Raw genomic sequence first — 16,509 nt, forward strand, 5'->3', positions numbered from 1 at the left:
TACAATATACAGGAATTATATTATCTATTCTATTATATGTCATATTTTAGAAAATTGGAAAGGTTAAATATAATGATGAAAAATATCGATTTATCTAGCTTAATCCTGAACAATGAATTGGAATGGATGGAAAGTATTGGATGTAAAATAAAAAAATGTAGTAATAATATATTCATTAGTCATCCATATAATAATTCAATTGATTTTAATTTTGTAGCGGTATATTCAAATGATTTCCTACCTAGTAGCAAGTGTTATAGAATCTCTAACAAAACCAATTCCCAACTCACAAAGATTGAAATTTTAAAAAATTATATCCCCGAGTATTGTTTTGATATTAATTTTATCTTTAATGGAACAAAAAGTTCAAATGGAGATTTTCGGTTTTCTGAATTAAATTATGAACACTGGAAACAAGAATGTGAAATAAAAAGAAAAAAATTATTTAATGCACATTATTATTTCATTTGGTATAAAAATTTAAAGATAGGGAAATTCAGCACAATTGAGGATGATGAAATCATAGGAATATATGATTATGAGATAAATCCTATATTTCGGAGAAAGGGGTTAGGCAGTAAATTTTTAAAGTCATACTGTAGTGTTCAAAATAAATTGATTTTTATACAAACTTGGAGTGAAAACCTTGCCGCTATTAAATGCTATAAAAAAGCAGGTTTTGCTACATATGAAATTTTATATAGATATGTAAGCTACAATTGACATAAACGGCCAACCTTATACGAAGTATACATTCCAAAGGATATTAAGGGGGATTTTTGTATATTGGCAGGAAAGGAGCATTGTAAACATGAGTATTGCTCTATTTTTTGATCACCGTTTCCGGTGGTCAGATTTACACATTTTCTGGTGGTACTTAGATAAAGGATAAGTATAGGATAAAGCGGACGCAAAAGTGTTCTATAAATGCCTAAAAGTATTCACAACGGCAGCCGTTTCTGAAACATAAATGCGGAGGAGGCAGCGGTTCTATCGTATTGCCCGTTTCCCGCCCTGAGTTTCCATTATCTATTTTCCAAGCCTCTTTTTCCCTGTGTTCTTCCACACTCTTGCAAGAATATCTTTCAGCATCAACATAAAAACCAGCTCATTTCCAAGGCTTTCACACTCGAGTGCTAATTTTTTTAAAATTTAAAAATGCTAAGTTCTTGTAAGATGAACCGCTTTGGAATGTATAGTATGAAATTTTTACTGGCAGCATATTTATATTTTTTTAGTTTCATCCCCGGTCCGATAGAGGTGAATCGTGCCGGTCCGATTCAGATAAGTGAGAAGAGAAAGTCCGATCGGAAAACCGAAGAGTCCTACCACACCAAAGAGCTGGACTCCGGCGAACATGCTGACAAGAGTCACTACCGGATGCAATCCGATCTGACCGCCTACGATTTTTGGCTCGATGATATTCCGTACAATAGTAATAAATACATAGAGGACAGCTAGTTTGGCAGCGCCCGGATAATCGCCCAGGATGGCTGAAATCAGAGCCCATGGAATCATGATGCCGCCGGTGCCGAGAACCGGAAGAATATCAAAGACCGCAATACAAAAGGCGATGAATACGGATTTACGGATGCCAATCAGGGTGAGTCCCACAGACAGCTCCACGAAAGTGATACTCATAATCAGAGCGTAGGAACGGATACAGACAAAAAGGGTGCCGACCACGTACTGCTTGATCTGCATCACGACATTTTGGGCCTTTTCATTTAACTGCCGCATACAGAAAGCGGAAAGAGCTTCATAATCCATTGCGATAAAGAAAGTTGAAATTACCATCAGCACCAGCCTGATAAATAGCATAGGCAGGGAGGAGGCGAAGTCGGAAATCACTTCCATACTGCTGAGTGAAAGGCCTGATACAAGGGAACGCAGGGACTGCATTAGCTGGTCCCACAGATAATCCACAGTCTCCAGAATCGAAGGATCTACCTGGGAGAGCGCGTGCTCTAGTTCGTCAAAGAGATCCGTCATCACCGGGCTTACATAGCGGAGATAGATCTGCGGAAGCCGCTGTACCAGGTCACTGACATAGGAAAAGGCACGGATGCTTCCAAGCACAAGTAAGGTGCCGATCGTTACATAGAAAATCAGAACGATCAGGATAGCGGAAACCTTTCGGGAAAGTCTGGTTTTGGCGGCGAGAAAGTCAATCGGGCGTCTTAAGACGTAGGAGATAAACAGTGCCGCAACGAACGGAAAGAGAAGCGTCAACGCAAATCTCAGCACGAAAAGGGATAGTGCTACGATGATTGCAAAGTACAAAAAGTTGATGATAAATGTTCTGCGTTTTTCCATTTCTTTTTGGTAACCTCGTTATTTATTCATTGTAATCTGATAGTATAAGAATATCCAAGAACAGGAGGTGTGTCAACAGGAACCGCAGGGAAAAGAAAATCAAAAATCCGCAAAAATCCTTTGCCTGGATGGGTAGAAAAAAGGGTCCGCAGGATGATATAATAGTCAGTATCAGAGAAAGGAGAGATCAACCAATGAATATGGAATATGTACTTGGCCAGCTTACAAATCTGCTGGCAATCGACAGCCCGTCCGGATACACGAAGGACGTGACAGATTATCTGCTAAAGGAGTTTGAAACACTCGGATTTCCTGCTCACCGTACGGTAAAAGGGGGCGTGATCGCAGACCTTGGAGGAGAGGATGCAGACAATGCTATTTTTGTAGAGTCCCATGTTGATACACTGGGCGCCATGGTCACTAAGATTAAAGACAACGGATGTCTGGAAGTTTCCCCGGTTGGTGGTATCAGCGCCAATTCCGCAGAGGGAGAGACGGTGCGTATCCGTACACGGGACGGACGGATCTATGACGGTACATGCCAGCTCTGCAATGCTTCCGTTCATGTCAATGGAAAGTACGCGGAGACGATGCGTACATATGATGTAATGGAGATTGTGGTGGATGAGATGACAAACTCCAACGAAGAGACAAAGGCTCTCGGAATTATGGCCGGGGATTTTGTCTGTTTTGAACCAAGGACGGTCATCACAAAGAGTGGCTATATCAAGAGTCGTTTCCTCGATGACAAACTCAGCACAGCAATGCTGCTTGGATACGCAAAGCATCTGAAAGACGATCAGGTGACGCCAAAGAGAAGGACATACCTTCATATGACTGTTTTTGAGGAAGTAGGGCACGGAGGATCTGCCTCGATTCCGGACGGTGTCAAAGAAGTGCTTTCCGTAGATATGGGATGTGTCGGAGACGGCCTCTCATGTAAGGAGCATCAGGTATCTATTTGTGCAAAAGACAGCAGAGGGCCTTATCATTATGATGTTGTGAGCAGCCTGATTGAGGCGGCCAAAGTATCCGGAGCAGACTTTGCGGTGGACGTGTATCCTCACTATTCATCCGATGCTGACGCGGCGCTGACTGCGGGCTACGATGTGCGCCATGGACTGATCGGGGCAGGTGTGTACGCTTCTCACGGATATGAAAGAAGCCATGTGGACGGCGTGAAGAATACGATGCTTCTCCTGGAGGAATATCTGGGATAGGTTACAAATTACTTAAATTTCTTAAAAAAATGTGAAAACCGGTCTTTCCGAAATAATCCATGATAAAATACTGTTGTTACCGAAGAAATCTGAAATACGGAAGGGGAGACACAAACGTATGGAACATAAGGGAGGACGGATTAAGGACCACATCAGTCGGGAGAAACATCCGGGACAGGATGACTGGATGGATGTAGAATGGCTGGATGAGGAAGACAAGGGAATGATGACGGAGGAACCAACGGAGATCTGGTCGGATATATCTGTAAACGAGACAACTGCCGGGGCCGGGACACATATGGACGGAGCAAGCGCTCAGGAAGATGACGAGCCGTTTGAGATTGAAGACTGGAGAGACGTGGAGAATTGGAACCTGAATCAGGATAAAAGAGATGTTTCCACTCCTAAGGCACAGGGACAGTCAGCACAGACAGTTTCGGATAGCCCGAATGGGAAGGTAAGAAGGAGAGACCCTCAGGGCAAATCCGGGGAGCTCTCAGGAAGTGGGAAGAGACCGGCAGCCGGAGAGGCAAAGCGTCCGGAAACTGGAAACCGGAAACAGCCGGGGAGCGCAGGCAGAAAGAGGACAGAAGCGGGAAGTAAAGGCAGAAGACAGACGGAAAAAGGGCGCTCTTTTGGAGAGAATCAGTCGGCCGGTAGAGCCGGCCAGCAGAGCCGGGAGAACAGAGAACCACAGCCGAGACAGAAGAAGCAAGGATCGGCGGCCCGACCGGTAAAAGCGGCCGGACGTGCGGCCGGAAGAGCTGGAAAGACGGCAGGCAGGGCAGTAGGAAAAGGAGTTTCTATTGTTCTGAAATGTGGCAGTTTTGCGGCGATGGCGATTATTGTTCTGAAGCTTTGGGAGGAATTCTGGGCGGAGAGAAATACGCTGGGGGAGATCTGGCGGGTAGCTGCGGACAGGAACTATGCCGAGGCATTGTACCTTGGAATTGCAGGATTTTTACTTTTGTTTGGTATTTTATCCGCTATCTGGCTCCTTGGAGGCAAGAGGATGCCGGATGGAAACCGTCTCAGAAGCTATGATACCGGACGGGGACTGACAGCATTTATTCTGTTCGCCATTCTGGCGGCAGCGGCAGGCTTTGTCATTCCACTGGTTCCGGAAAGTCCGCAGGTTTTATCAGGGGCTAAGCTGGCGCTGGAAGTCGTGGACCGTGCGGATAGAATCATTCTCGGATGCAGTGTTGCAGGTATTGTGCTCTGTGTGATCCGAAAGCTGATCCGAAAATAAAGAGCAGAAAACAATATAAAGATGAAAAAAGGAGGACGCTCGTAAACGTCCTCCTGATTTTTTGCACTTCCAGTGATGGAAATACATTTCAGGCTGCAGTATCAAATGTGTTAAGATAAGTTTCCGGTTAGTAGTCGAGAATCTGGCCTTCCGAGGTGATAACCCGAACCTGCCAAGGGATGAATTTTCCACTGCCTTTAAGTGCTTGGACAGCCGCGCGTTCCAGTCCGCTGCAGCAAGGCACCTGCATTCTGACGATAGTCAGGCTCTTAATGTCATTTTGTGACAGAATAGCGGTCAGCTTTTCGGTATAATCTCCTTCATCCAGTTTTGGGCATCCAATAAGAGTGATGCGTCCCCGGATAAAATCCTGATGAAAATTGCCGTAGGCGTAGGCAGTACAGTCGGCGGCTATCAAAAGATGAGCACCGTCATAATAGGGAGCGTTCGTCGGCATCAGCTTGATTTGAACCGGCCACTGGGAGAGCTGCCCCGGATTTCCTGATGGGGACATAGTCGGTGTATGTGAACAGGCTCCCTGAGGTTCTTTTCGAATCTGCTTTGCCATGCTGCCGGGACAGCCGCAGGCAAGTGTATCGTCAAATGCATGTTGCTGTGGCGGGATTCTCTTTTCTTTCTGGGCTGCTTTGACTGCGGCCTCGTCGTAAGCCGGGGCTTCCCGTTCTTCAAAGGAGATTGCGTCCACAGGACAGGAAGGAAGACAATCCCCCAGACCGTCGCAGTAGTGCTCGTGTACCAGTTTTGCTTTCCCGTTTACCATTTCGATAGCTCCCTCGTGACAGGCTTTGGCGCAAAGGCCACAACCATTGCAGAGCGCTTCGTTGATTTTGATGATTTTTCTGACCATAATGATCCTCCTTCGTCTGATTTTGCCAAGGTAAATGATTGGTATGCTGTCTTCAGACAGATGGGTCTGGTTTTACCGACAACAGCTTGACTTCTTGAACATAGAATAGTACACTCTGGAAAAAGAGTCGGTTGTAATCACAACGGAGGAGAAACATGGAGCAAAAAAAGATATTATCCCGGTGCCCGCTCTTTTCGGGGTTGACAGAAGCGGAGATGGGGGCGGTTCTGCGGGAGATGCAGGTGAAAGAGAAGGATTATGAAAAAGGAGAGATCTTGCTCTTTGCCGGGGAAGTGCCAAGGGACTTCGGGATCGTGCTGGAGGGCGGAATCGTAATTTTGAAAGAAGAATTCAGCGGCAGCACGACTCTTCTGTCACAGGGGTTTCCAGGAGAGATCTTCGCCGAGGCGTTTGCGGCATCCGGGGAGCCCTCTCTGGTGACGGTGGAGGCGGCAAAGAAGACGAGAATCCTGTGGATTTCTTACGGACAGATGATGCGGCCCGAAGGAGGCGGAAGGGGAAAGGGGAGACTCGTAGAAAATATGATGCACATCCTGGCCGAGAAAAACCTGTTTCTGGCAAACCGCGTATCCCACCTTTCCAGAAGAACCCTGCGGGAGAAGGTGCTCTCTTACCTGGGAGAGCAGGCGGCGAAACAAGGTAGCCGGGAGTTTGATATTCCATTTGACCGGCAGAAGCTTGCGGATTATTTGGCGGCGGACCGAAGCGCACTCTCGGCGGTGCTTGGTAAGCTGCAAAGAGAGGGAGTACTGACCTTTCGGAAACATCATTTTATTCTTCATACAGAGGATGAAGCAGTACATGAAATGGAAAAAGGAGATCATAGGTAACATGACAATCAAAGAAATTGCACAGCTTGCACAGGTGTCCAGTGCGGCTGTTTCAAGATACTTAAATGGCGGGTATATAAGCGAGGAGAAAAAGGAGCGGATTCGTGCGGCAATCGAGAAGACGGGATACCATCCGTCTGCCCAGGCGAGAAATCTCCGGACCAAAAGGGCGAGGCTAATTGGAGTGGTCGCACCAAGGCTTAGTTCCGAGTCCGTTGCGAGGGTGACAGATGGCATCGGAGAGGTGCTGGCGGAAAAGCAGTTCCAGATGCTTTTGACTGTGACAAACAACCAATCGGACAAAGAATTGGAAACTATGAGGCTTTTTGAAAACTATCCGGTGGATGGGATCATTCTGATCGCGACAGTTATTTCCAGAAAGCATGAAGTGTTTTTTGAGCAGAGTAGAGTGCCAATCGTGGTAATTGGCCAGTACACGGATAAGGCAAACTGCGTGTATCATGACGACTATGGGGCGGCAAAGGCACTGGCGGAGAAAATCTCTTCAAGCGGACAGAAAGAGATCGCCTATATCGGTGTGACAAGAGATGACAGGGTAGCGGGGCAGGCAAGAGAGGACGGCTTCCGGGACGGGTTGAGAGAGCAGGGGATCAAACTGATGAAGGAGCGATACCGGCTCGCCGAATGTTCTGTGGAATCCGGATATCATCAGGCAAAGGATCTTTTGGACAAAGAGCCTGATATCGATATCCTATCATGTGCCACCGATACGATCGCGGCGGGCGTGATGCAGGCTTTAAAAGAAAGAAAGCCCGACAAACGAAAAAAGTTTCAGGTGACAGGCTTTGGTGACAACCGCTTTTTAAGAGCAGTCTCCGATGGTATCACAACCGTTCACTTTTACGATAAAACAAGCGGAGTCAAGGCGGCAGAGATGCTTTTGGACGCTATTGAGCATGGAAATCAGGTGCCGATGCAGATGAAACTGGGATACCGGATCGTGGAATATTAAAAAACTTTTTCAGTAGATATGATCCAGAAACGCAAAGATTGCTTTACAAGTTCCGATATGGAAATTCATTGTTGTTCTAGTTGTTATTTATTTGTCAGATGATAAGAAATGCTCTGCCAAAATCGTTTGATATCTCTTGCCTTTTGTAGAGGAATATTATAAAATAATTCTGTGAGTTACTATGCTGAAGTTGTTCAGCGAAAGGAGTTATAGCAATGGGATATGAAAAACTGAATGAAAAAATGATGGAGCTTAAAGATGAAATTTTCGCCTCCCTCAAAGAAAGTATTGCGATCGAGAGCGTCAAGGGCGCTCCGGAAGAGGACGCACCATATGGAAGAGGGCCGAAAGAGGCTTTGGATCACGCACTGGCGCTGGGGGAGAAGCTTGGATTTAAGACTGGCAACCTGGACAATAAAGTGGGATGGATCGAATATGGAGACGGTGAGGAGATGGCGGCAGTCCTGGGTCACCTTGATATCGTTCCACTTGGAGAAGGCTGGAAATACCCGCCGCTTGGATGCGAGATCCACGACGGACAGATGTACGGACGGGGTGTCCTGGATGACAAGGGCCCGGTGATCGGCGCGATTTACGCATTGAAAGCGATTCGAGACCTGGATCTTAAAATCGACAGAAGAATCCGTGTCATTTTCGGAACCGACGAGGAGAATGGTTCTTCCTGTGTACGTCATTACAATGAGGCAGGCGGAGAGAAACCGGCGATTGGATTTACACCGGACGGACAGTTCCCTGTCATCTTTTGTGAGAAAGGACAGTCTTTCTGGGAAGTAACAAAAAAGATAGAAAATCCATCCAATATCAAAGTCCTTTCCATCCAGGGAGGTACGGCAAAGAATGTCGTAACACCTAGATGTACCATGGTAGTGGAAGGCGATCTGGATGTAAAAGAAACAGAAGGAATCACCGTTACCAAAGAAGACGGCAAGACAACGATTGTTGCAGAAGGAATGGGCGCTCACGGAAGTACGCCGGAGAAAGGTGTCAATGCTGCGGTTAAACTGTTTGAGGCAGTAAAAGATGCCGGGATCGGCGGAGATCTGGAGCAGATGATCCACTTCATTCTGGAGAAGATCGGGACAGAGACCAATGGGAAATCCCTTGATATCTGCTGGACAGATGAAGAGACCGGACAGACAACACTTAATCTTGGCGTAGTAGACTGTACTCCGGAGAAGCTTTTCTTCACATTGGATATTCGTTATCCGAAGAATGGGGATCGGGAAGTGCTGATCGAACATGTAAAGAAACATGCGGAGGCTTATGGACTGAACGCTAATGTGGAATCGGAAGGAAAGCTCTTATATGTGCCGAAGGATTCCGAGCTGATTCAGAAGCTGATGAGAGTATACAAAGAAGAAACAGGAAGAGACGATCAGCCGATTGCAATCGGAGGCGGTACATACGCAAAAGCATTTGACAATATGGTTGCATTTGGACCGACGTTCCCGGGAGAACCGGACGTAATCCATCAGCCGAACGAGTGTGCCGATGTAGAGAAGATGATGTTGTCTTACCAGATTATCGCGGCAGCGATGTATGAGATCGCACAGAAATAAATTGGTCTTTCGGAAAAGGGATTCCAAAGCTTTGGAATCCTTTTTTTTGCGAAAATGCCTTCCGCTCTTGCCGGAATTTTTTTAATATGATACATTGGATTTACAACACTTTGCATGAGGGAGGTTATAGTTTGAAACTGATTTTGGAGTACCTGAAACGGTACAAACTCTGGTTCGTTTTAAACGTGATTTCTGTCTTTGGATTTGCACTGGTCGAGCTGGGGATTCCGACGATCATTGCCTATATGATCGATCAGGGTGTGATGAACGAGGACAGAGGATTTTTGATGAAGATGGGAGCGCTGACGGCCGTCATCTCGCTTGTTGGTGTCTGCGGAACGATTCTTCTTGGCTATTGCTGCGCCAGGATTTCCACCGGAGTCGCACATGACATCCGACAGGACGTATTCCGGAAGGTGCAGACCTTTTCCCACAGCGAGATGAATGAAATCGGTGTGGCTTCTCTGATTACAAGAACCAATAATGATGCATTCCAGATTATGATGTTTATGAACGTCATCTTGAGAACCGCAGTTTTGACCCCGGTTATGATTGTGGTAAGCTTTATGCTCACAGTCCGTACATCGTTGAATCTGTCGCTGATTATCATCTCCACGATCCCGTTGATTATTATCGGGGTGATCATTGTGGGGAAGATTTCCTCTCCGATCAGTGAGAGACAGCAATCTTCACTGGACTCTATCAACCGGATTTTTCGAGAGAATCTGACCGGAATCAGGGTCATCCGTTCTTTTAATAATGATGAATATGAATCCGGACGGTTTGATGAGGAAAATGTAAACTTTATGAAGCAATCGAAGAAGCTGTTCAAGCTAATGTCTTCGACGGATCCGATTTTCTTCTGGATGATGAATATGGCGATCATCGCGATTTACGTGGTGGCAAGTTTTATGATTGATGCGGGCACATTACCGGTCGGCAAGCTGATTGCGTTTATGGACTATGTATTTCATGCGATGTTCTCCGTGCTGTTGTTCTGCCTGGTGTTTATGATGTATCCAAGGGCGAATGTATCCGCAAAGCGCATCAGGAAGGTATTAAAGACGGAATCCATCATTGAGAACCACCCGGACCACACAAAGAAGGAAACAGAGAAGAAAAGTATTGTGTTCGATGATGTGACATTTGCTTACCCGGATGGGGAAGAGGCAGTTCTTCAGCATATTTCCTTTGAAGCCGGATCCGGAGAGACGGTTGCTTTCATCGGAAGCACCGGATCCGGTAAGAGTACGCTGATTAAATTAATTCCGAGATTTTATGATGTATCAGCGGGAAGGATTTTGGTGAACGGAGTGGACGTCCGGGACATGGACATCTATCATCTCCGTGACCGGATCGGATTTGTCTCCCAGAAAGCGAATCTGTTCAGCGGTACGATCGAGGAGAATATCCGCTTCGGCAACCGTGAGGCGACTATGGAAGAAGTCGTTCATGCAGCCAAAGTGGCCCAGGCTTACGACTTTATTATGGAGAAACCGGGACAGTTTCAGGAGCGGATCGTTGAGGGTGCGGGCAATGTTTCCGGAGGACAGAAGCAGCGGCTTTCCATTGCCAGGGCACTTGTCCGTCATGCCGACATCTATATTTATGATGATTCTTTTTCCGCGCTGGATTTTCGGACAGACGCAAAGCTTAGGAAAGAACTGAAAAAAGAAATGACAGACGAAATTGTATTGATCGTCGCCCAGCGTGTGTCTACAATTATGGATGCGGATCAGATCATTGTGCTGGATGAAGGGAAGGTTGTAGGAAAGGGGACACATAAAGAGTTGCTGAAAACATGCGGCGTATATCACGAAATTGCGGCTTCTCAGCTGAGTGAGGAGGAACTGGCGTATGAATAGACAACAGATAAGCTGGAGGGCATGTATCAACGGAATGGGTCATTTTATCAGCCCATACAAGGGAAAACTTCTGGTGGCGGTGCTCGCCACGATTCTGGCCACAGCACTCTATACAATGAATCCGACCATCGAAGGGATGGCGACAACACAGCTTGCAAATGACGCGTCGGACATCCTGGAGGGCGTCAGCGGAGCACATGTCCATTTTGATAAGGTGTTCCGTGTGCTGGCAGTGCTTGGAAGCAGTTATCTTACAAGGGCTCTTTTGCTTCTTGCTTCGGCGTTCTTTCTGACAAATGCCATTCAGCAGACAATGCATGATCTCAGAGGGGCGCTTCAGAAGAAGATCCAGAAGATGCCGGTGAGTTATTTTGACGAGCATGCGTTCGGGGATGTGCTCAGTTGTGTGACAAATGACGTCGACACACTGAGTAATGCGCTGCAACAGACGCTTACAAGAGTTATCAGCGGGATTTTGACATTTATTCTTGCGGTTGCGATGATGCTGCGGATCAATCTGCTGATGACTATGCTTGCACTTGTGATTATCCCACTTGTGATACTGATTACGAAAGTATTCGTCAAACGCTCACAGGATCTTTTCGATCTTCAACAAAAAACCGTAGGACAGTTAAATGGAACTATCACAGAGCTCTACGGTGGATTTAATGAGATCATCAGTTACAACAAACAGGAGGATGTGGCGAGACAGTTTGAGGACGTCAATGAGAGAATGAGGAATTCCGCATTTAAGGCACAGTTTGTGTCGTCTCTGATTTCCCCGTGTGTATCGCTGGTGACTTACTTAACGATCGGAACCTGTGCGGTGGTCGGGTGCTTACAGGTGATTCAGGGAGTGATCACCATTGGACAGCTTCAGGCCTTCATTCGTTATGTGTGGCAGATCAACGATCCATTGTCACAAGTATCTCAGCTTTCTGCCCAGGTGCAGGCGGCGTTTTCCGCACTGCGGAGAATTTTTACACTTTTATCTGAGGAGGAAGAGGTACAGGAGGGAACTGTGAAGATCGATAAGGCGTCCGTCGGAGGCAATGTCAGCTTTGAGCACGTACGGTTTGGCTATGACAAAGATCTTCTGATGAAGGATGTCAACGTCGAAGTCGAGAGTGGGCAGACAGTTGCCATCGTAGGGCCGACCGGAGCAGGAAAGACGACACTGATGAATCTACTTCTTCGTTTCTACGATGTAAAGGGCGGAGCCATCAAGATTGATGGTGTCGACATCCGGGACATGAAACGGGAAGATTTACGCTCCCTGTTTTCTCTTGTGCTACAGGATACGTGGCTGTTTTCAGGCAGCATTTACGACAATATCCGTTACGGCAGGCTGGATGCCAGAAAAGATGAGATTATCAGCGCGGCGAAAATGGCAAACGTCCATCATTATATCCGGACGCTGACAAAGGGATATGATTCTCTGATTAATGAAGAGGCCAACAATATTTCTCAGGGTGAGAAGCAGCTTCTAACGATAGCGAGAGCGATTCTCAAGGACCCGCAGATCCTCATTCTCGATGAGGCCACTTCCTCGGTAGATACCCGTCTGGAAAGAAGACTTCAGGAGGCGATGCACAGAGTAATGCAGGGACGGACGTCCTTCGTCATCGCCCACCGGCTCTCCACGATCCGGGATGCGGATATGATCCTTGTTTTAAAAGACGGCGACATTGTGGAGCAGGGAACGCATGAAGAGCTTCTGGAGAAGAAGGGAATGTATGAAAAGCTGTATCATTCACAGTTTGCCGGCCAAAATTTTGATGAGGTTTTCTAGACACTGTGGTATGATAGTAGCATAGATTGATATGAGGAAAGGGGTAGGGATCCATGAAAAAGAAACTCATTTTAGTGACTTCCCCACCGGCATGTGGGAAAACCTATGTTGCCATGAAGCTTGCGGCAGAGCTGAACCACGTCGTATACCTGGATAAGGATGCGCTCATTATCTTGAGCCGGCAGATCTTTGAGGTAGCCGGACAGCCGTACGACAGAAGTTCGGATTTCTTCGAGGAGCATATTCGTGATTATGAGTATGCGGCGATTCTCGATATGGCAGTAGACGCACTGGAGTACGATGATATTGCACTGATCAATGCACCCTTCACCAGGGAGGTCAGAAACCCAAGATTTATGGAGAGCCTCCGCCAGGATCTGATGAGAAAGAACGCAAGACTTTATGTGGTCTGGGTCGTGACAGATCCCGAGATCTGCAAGAAGAGAATGATCCGCAGAAACAGCGATCGGGATACGTGGAAGCTGGCGCACTGGGATGAATATATGGCAAAGACGGATTTTTCCATCCCGGAAGAGCTCAACGACAAGAGCAAAGACCAGGAGCTTCTTTTATTCTACAATTCCAACGAAGAGGAGTTCCGCAAATCTATGAAGGAAGTAGTAAGAAAGCTTCAGGACGAAGATTAATATCAGAGTCGGTCAGATGAACACACAGGAGATTCCCGCCGTGGCGACAGGGAATCTCCTGTCAAGTGTAAGGGGAAGACCAGAGGAAAGACAGGACAAAAGAGAGGGCCGGATGATGGAAATACAGATGTACAATGTGGGCTTGGGAGAGTGTTTTCTCCTGGGACAGGGAGATGAAAGAATTGCGGTGAACTGTGGGACGAGAAATAAGAAGATCAACGGCAGGGACAGCGCCGGAATCTTTCGTGAGATTGGAGGGGATATCCGAAGGAATGGCTGTACTGTTTTTCTTACCCAGTTTGACCCGGAACACGTCGGTGGTTTTTTACAGATTGTAAGAGAGGAAAGTGCGGGAATTCAGGCAGTCTGTCTTCCCGATTTGTTCTCTGAGCGATGGATGAGTGAATTGCTGGCACTTTTGCTGCTTCAGGATCTCTCCAGGAGCTGTTTTCTGCCGGGAAAGGCCGTAACACTCTCCGGCTTGATGGAAGTGCTTCTGACTATTTCCTGTCCGATTCGACTGTTAAAGCGGGGAGATCAGGTCGGGGACATCCAGGTGCTCTGGCCGCAGAAGACACGGCTTAGAAAGGATCTGGAGGAAACGCTTGGGGAGATCGGGATTCCAGGAGCCGTGTATGAGCAGGATCGCTGGATGTGGAAAGAACTGGTACAGGTAGCGGCAAGGATGCGGGAGATTTTCATGCGGCTTGTGGCTCTTTCAGGTATGGAGGAGATTCCGAGAAACGGGGAACATATCCCGGTAGAGCTAGAAGAGGAAGTCCGGGGGTTCCGGGCAGATTTCAGAAAGCTTCGGCGAAACGAGCGGTTTCTGGGGATGGCGGAACGATTCCAGGAGAGTGTGGAGTTGCTAAGGACATTCCACGACCGGACGGGACTGATTTTCCATGTTGGAGAGGATGGGAAAGAGAATTTCCTTTACACCGGAAACGGATGGAAAGAATGGGCGGTTTGGCTAGAGAAAAATGAAGATGGACTCGTGCCTCTTCATCGGAAGTACTGGTGCATTTCGGTTCCGGGACATGGAACCGATGAATGCTACTGGGATTTCGCACCATATGCACCGAGGCATTTCCTTGTTTCCAACGGGTATGTGGCCGGACAGGAGGCCGGGAAAATTTCGGGGCGTTACGCCGGGATGTTTGCTGTCCCGGGCGTTATTATGCACTGCACAAGTTCTAACTGGTGCGAGGGCAACAAAGACGGAATCTGTAGCTGCTGGGATGCTCAGATCACATCTCCTGAGCTTTGTTCCGTGATCCGTGAAGATGAGACAAAGAGCCAGAAAAGAAAGGAAGATGAGACAGTGTGAGTAAGAAAAGGGCAGATAACGGAATCCCAAAGTATCAGCAGATTGCGACGGATATTGCCTACAAGATTGTCAATGGCATTTATCAGGAAGGTCAGAAGATCTATGCCCGTTCTGCCATCGGAAGTCAGTACAGCGTCTCGTCTGAGACGGCGCGCAGGGCAATGTGCATCCTTGCAGACTGGGATGTGGTGACAATCGAGAAGAATAGCGGGGTGCTGATCAAATCGATGGACAATGCGAAGAATTTCCTCCAGCAGCAGGAAAAGACACGGTCCATCCATAATCTGAAGCGGAATATTCTCGACAGTGTAAAGCGACAGCAGCAGGAGATAGAAGTGCTCTATGATTATTTGACAGAGATGATTGACCAGATTGAGAGATATCGTTCGACAAACCCGTTTATTCCGTACGAGATGGTGGTCACGGAGGAAACGCCTTATCTGGATCGGACTGTGGGGGAAGTGGATTTCTGGCAAGAAACGTTCGCGACGGTAATCGCGATCCGGCGAAACGGGGTGCTGATGATGTCTCCTGGGCCGAAGGCTGTATTCCGCAAGAATGATATTATCTATTACACCGGAGATGAGGACTGCCCGGACCGGGTTCGGAAATTTATGTATCCGGATTGATAAAAAGTACTTGCAAAAGTAACAACTTTAAAATAAAATGGAGTTGTCATTTGTTGCTATAACAAACTCACATAAAAGAGCAGGAGGTTTCGAAAGATCTTCCTGCTTTTTTCTATTGTGATAAGTATGGTCTTTGAAAGGAAACTGTACTATAATAAAGCAAAAAGAAAATGGAGCCGATATGAAAAAAGAGACAATCAATGAAGTCGCAGCAAAGCTAAATGAAAATTACCGCACCGAGGAGCTCTTTATGCCCAAGAAATGGAGGATGCTCCCAGACCGGTCAACAGTGATCGCCATTATAAGAGATCTCAGACAGATCATTTTTCCGGGATATTTTGGTCGGGACAGTGCGCTGGAACCAGATACTACCTATTATGTAGGATACAGGATCAACCATCTATATGAGGCGCTGAAGGAACAGATCACGATTGCACTGCACTATCAGGAGGCAGATCCTGGGCGGGAGGAGGACATGATAGCCCGGGCCCGAGAGGTAACGGATCGTTTTTTCCTTCAGATTCCACAGATTCAACAGCAGTTGTTAAAGGACGTGAAAGCCGGATTTGACGGGGATCCGGCGGCTCAGAGTAAGGAGGAGATCATCTTCTCCTATCCGGGTCTGTTTGCAGTGTATGTATACCGGATCGCTCACGTGCTTTATGAGGAGAAGATTCCGTTCATTCCGCGGATTATGTCCGAATACGCCCACGGGAGGACAGGGATCGATATTCATCCGGGAGCAAGGATCGGGGATTATTTCTTTATTGACCATGGCACCGGCATTGTCATCGGGGAGACGACGGAGATCGGAGATTTTGTGAAGCTTTACCAGGGTGTAACTCTGGGAGCGCTTTCCACAAGAAATGGGCAGCAGCTTTCCGGGCTAAAGCGTCATCCGACGATCCGGGACAACGTGACGATCTACTCCAATTCCACGGTTCTCGGCGGAGAGACTGTGATTGGGGAACACTGCATCATCGGAGGAAATACCTTTATTACGGAAACGGTGCCGGCGTACACGAAAGTGAGCGCCAAGAGTGCTGAGCTGGTGTTCAAGACGCAGAAAGAGAAGAAAGACCGGAAGGATCTGTGGGAGTGGGAAAGTTAGAGTATAAAGGGAAGGAGGCTGTTCTGCCTGGGAGAAATCTTGCTTTACCTTGGCAGCGGGAAGTAGTAAAATAAA

Annotated in this window: 14 protein-coding genes; 12 read left to right on the forward strand and 2 right to left on the reverse strand. The window is 47.2% G+C overall.

Annotation, left to right across the window (positions count from 1 at the left end; genetic code table 11):
- The first annotated feature begins 72 nt into the window (after positions 1-72).
- Positions 73-723 carry a GNAT family N-acetyltransferase gene (locus tag AOA56_RS06625; protein WP_048620745.1) on the forward strand — a complete coding sequence of 217 codons (651 nt, stop codon included), beginning with the start codon at positions 73-75 and terminating at the stop codon, positions 721-723.
- Positions 724-1,224: 501 nt separating this feature from the next.
- Here the strand turns inward: AOA56_RS06625 and ytvI are convergent.
- A complete protein-coding gene (ytvI, locus tag AOA56_RS06630; RefSeq protein ID WP_048620746.1) occupies positions 1,225-2,316 on the reverse strand; it encodes a sporulation integral membrane protein YtvI in 1,092 nt (363 codons plus the stop codon).
- A 194-nt stretch (positions 2,317-2,510) separates the two neighbouring features.
- Here ytvI and AOA56_RS06635 point away from each other — a divergent pair, with 194 nt between their 5' ends.
- Positions 2,511-3,536, forward strand: a complete 1,026-nt coding sequence (locus AOA56_RS06635) for a M42 family metallopeptidase (RefSeq protein WP_053769229.1) — start codon at positions 2,511-2,513, stop codon at positions 3,534-3,536.
- A 118-nt stretch (positions 3,537-3,654) separates the two neighbouring features.
- Entirely contained in the window at positions 3,655-4,788 is a 1,134-nt protein-coding gene (locus AOA56_RS06640) for a hypothetical protein (RefSeq protein WP_053769230.1), read from the forward strand.
- A gap of 127 nt (positions 4,789-4,915) precedes the next feature.
- On the opposite strand, the gene AOA56_RS06645 is transcribed toward AOA56_RS06640, so the two are convergent.
- Positions 4,916-5,656 carry an ATP-binding protein gene (locus AOA56_RS06645; protein WP_053769231.1) on the reverse strand — a complete coding sequence of 247 codons (741 nt, stop codon included), beginning with the start codon at positions 5,654-5,656 and terminating at the stop codon, positions 4,916-4,918.
- Positions 5,657-5,811: 155 nt separating this feature from the next.
- Between AOA56_RS06645 and AOA56_RS06650 the strand changes: the two genes are divergently transcribed.
- From AOA56_RS06650 to epsC, 9 genes are all read left to right on the forward strand, one after another.
- Positions 5,812-6,507 carry a Crp/Fnr family transcriptional regulator gene (locus AOA56_RS06650; protein WP_048620750.1) on the forward strand — a complete coding sequence of 232 codons (696 nt, stop codon included), beginning with the start codon at positions 5,812-5,814 and terminating at the stop codon, positions 6,505-6,507.
- Positions 6,479-7,480, forward strand: a complete 1,002-nt coding sequence (locus tag AOA56_RS06655; protein ID WP_238117678.1) for a LacI family DNA-binding transcriptional regulator — start codon at positions 6,479-6,481, stop codon at positions 7,478-7,480. Before AOA56_RS06650 ends, AOA56_RS06655 begins: the two co-directional genes overlap by 29 nt.
- A 215-nt stretch (positions 7,481-7,695) precedes the next feature.
- Positions 7,696-9,060, forward strand: coding sequence for a dipeptidase PepV (pepV, locus tag AOA56_RS06660; protein ID WP_024731821.1), 1,365 nt, complete (start codon positions 7,696-7,698; stop codon positions 9,058-9,060).
- Positions 9,061-9,191: 131 nt separating this feature from the next.
- Positions 9,192-10,925: an ABC transporter ATP-binding protein gene (locus AOA56_RS06665; protein ID WP_024731822.1), complete on the forward strand. Its 1,734-nt coding sequence runs from the start codon at positions 9,192-9,194 to the stop codon at positions 10,923-10,925.
- Complete coding sequence (locus AOA56_RS06670) at positions 10,918-12,717, forward strand: ABC transporter ATP-binding protein (protein WP_053769232.1); 1,800 nt, start codon at positions 10,918-10,920, stop codon at positions 12,715-12,717. Before AOA56_RS06665 ends, AOA56_RS06670 begins: the two co-directional genes overlap by 8 nt.
- A gap of 53 nt (positions 12,718-12,770) precedes the next feature.
- Positions 12,771-13,364 (forward strand): P-loop nucleotide/nucleoside kinase family protein, encoded by a 594-nt coding sequence (locus tag AOA56_RS06675; protein ID WP_024731824.1) that lies wholly within the window; start codon positions 12,771-12,773, stop codon positions 13,362-13,364.
- Positions 13,365-13,404: 40 nt separating this feature from the next.
- The gene (locus AOA56_RS06680) at positions 13,405-14,694 is read left to right on the forward strand and encodes a hypothetical protein (RefSeq protein WP_053769233.1); all 1,290 of its coding nucleotides are present in this window, start codon (positions 13,405-13,407) and stop codon (positions 14,692-14,694) included.
- Positions 14,691-15,323, forward strand: a complete 633-nt coding sequence (locus tag AOA56_RS06685) for a GntR family transcriptional regulator (RefSeq protein ID WP_024731826.1) — start codon at positions 14,691-14,693, stop codon at positions 15,321-15,323. The genes AOA56_RS06680 and AOA56_RS06685 overlap by 4 nt, the downstream gene beginning before the upstream one ends.
- Positions 15,324-15,504: 181 nt before the next feature.
- Positions 15,505-16,434: a serine O-acetyltransferase EpsC gene (gene epsC / locus AOA56_RS06690; protein ID WP_024731827.1), complete on the forward strand. Its 930-nt coding sequence runs from the start codon at positions 15,505-15,507 to the stop codon at positions 16,432-16,434.
- Positions 16,435-16,509 lie beyond the last annotated feature (75 nt).

It is taken from the genome of Sellimonas intestinalis (assembly GCF_001280875.1).
Classification (GTDB): Bacteria; Bacillota; Clostridia; order Lachnospirales; family Lachnospiraceae; genus Sellimonas; species Sellimonas intestinalis.

Bases quoted from the DNA above. Each gene is read 5' to 3' on its own strand.
- pepV (WP_024731821.1), top strand. From the start codon at position 7,696: ATGGGATATGAAAAACTGAATGAAAAAATGATGGAGCTTAAAGATGAA.
- epsC (WP_024731827.1), top strand. From the start codon at position 15,505: ATGAAAAAAGAGACAATCAATGAAGTCGCAGCAAAGCTAAATGAAAAT.
- ytvI (WP_048620746.1), bottom strand. From the start codon at position 2,316: ATGGAAAAACGCAGAACATTTATCATCAACTTTTTGTACTTTGCAATC.
- AOA56_RS06675 (WP_024731824.1), top strand. From the start codon at position 12,771: ATGAAAAAGAAACTCATTTTAGTGACTTCCCCACCGGCATGTGGGAAA.
- AOA56_RS06670 (WP_053769232.1), top strand. From the start codon at position 10,918: ATGAATAGACAACAGATAAGCTGGAGGGCATGTATCAACGGAATGGGT.
- AOA56_RS06645 (WP_053769231.1), bottom strand. From the start codon at position 5,656: ATGGTCAGAAAAATCATCAAAATCAACGAAGCGCTCTGCAATGGTTGT.
- AOA56_RS06625 (WP_048620745.1), top strand. From the start codon at position 73: ATGATGAAAAATATCGATTTATCTAGCTTAATCCTGAACAATGAATTG.
- AOA56_RS06655 (WP_238117678.1), top strand. From the start codon at position 6,479: ATGAAATGGAAAAAGGAGATCATAGGTAACATGACAATCAAAGAAATT.
- AOA56_RS06635 (WP_053769229.1), top strand. From the start codon at position 2,511: ATGAATATGGAATATGTACTTGGCCAGCTTACAAATCTGCTGGCAATC.
- AOA56_RS06650 (WP_048620750.1), top strand. From the start codon at position 5,812: ATGGAGCAAAAAAAGATATTATCCCGGTGCCCGCTCTTTTCGGGGTTG.
- AOA56_RS06640 (WP_053769230.1), top strand. From the start codon at position 3,655: ATGGAACATAAGGGAGGACGGATTAAGGACCACATCAGTCGGGAGAAA.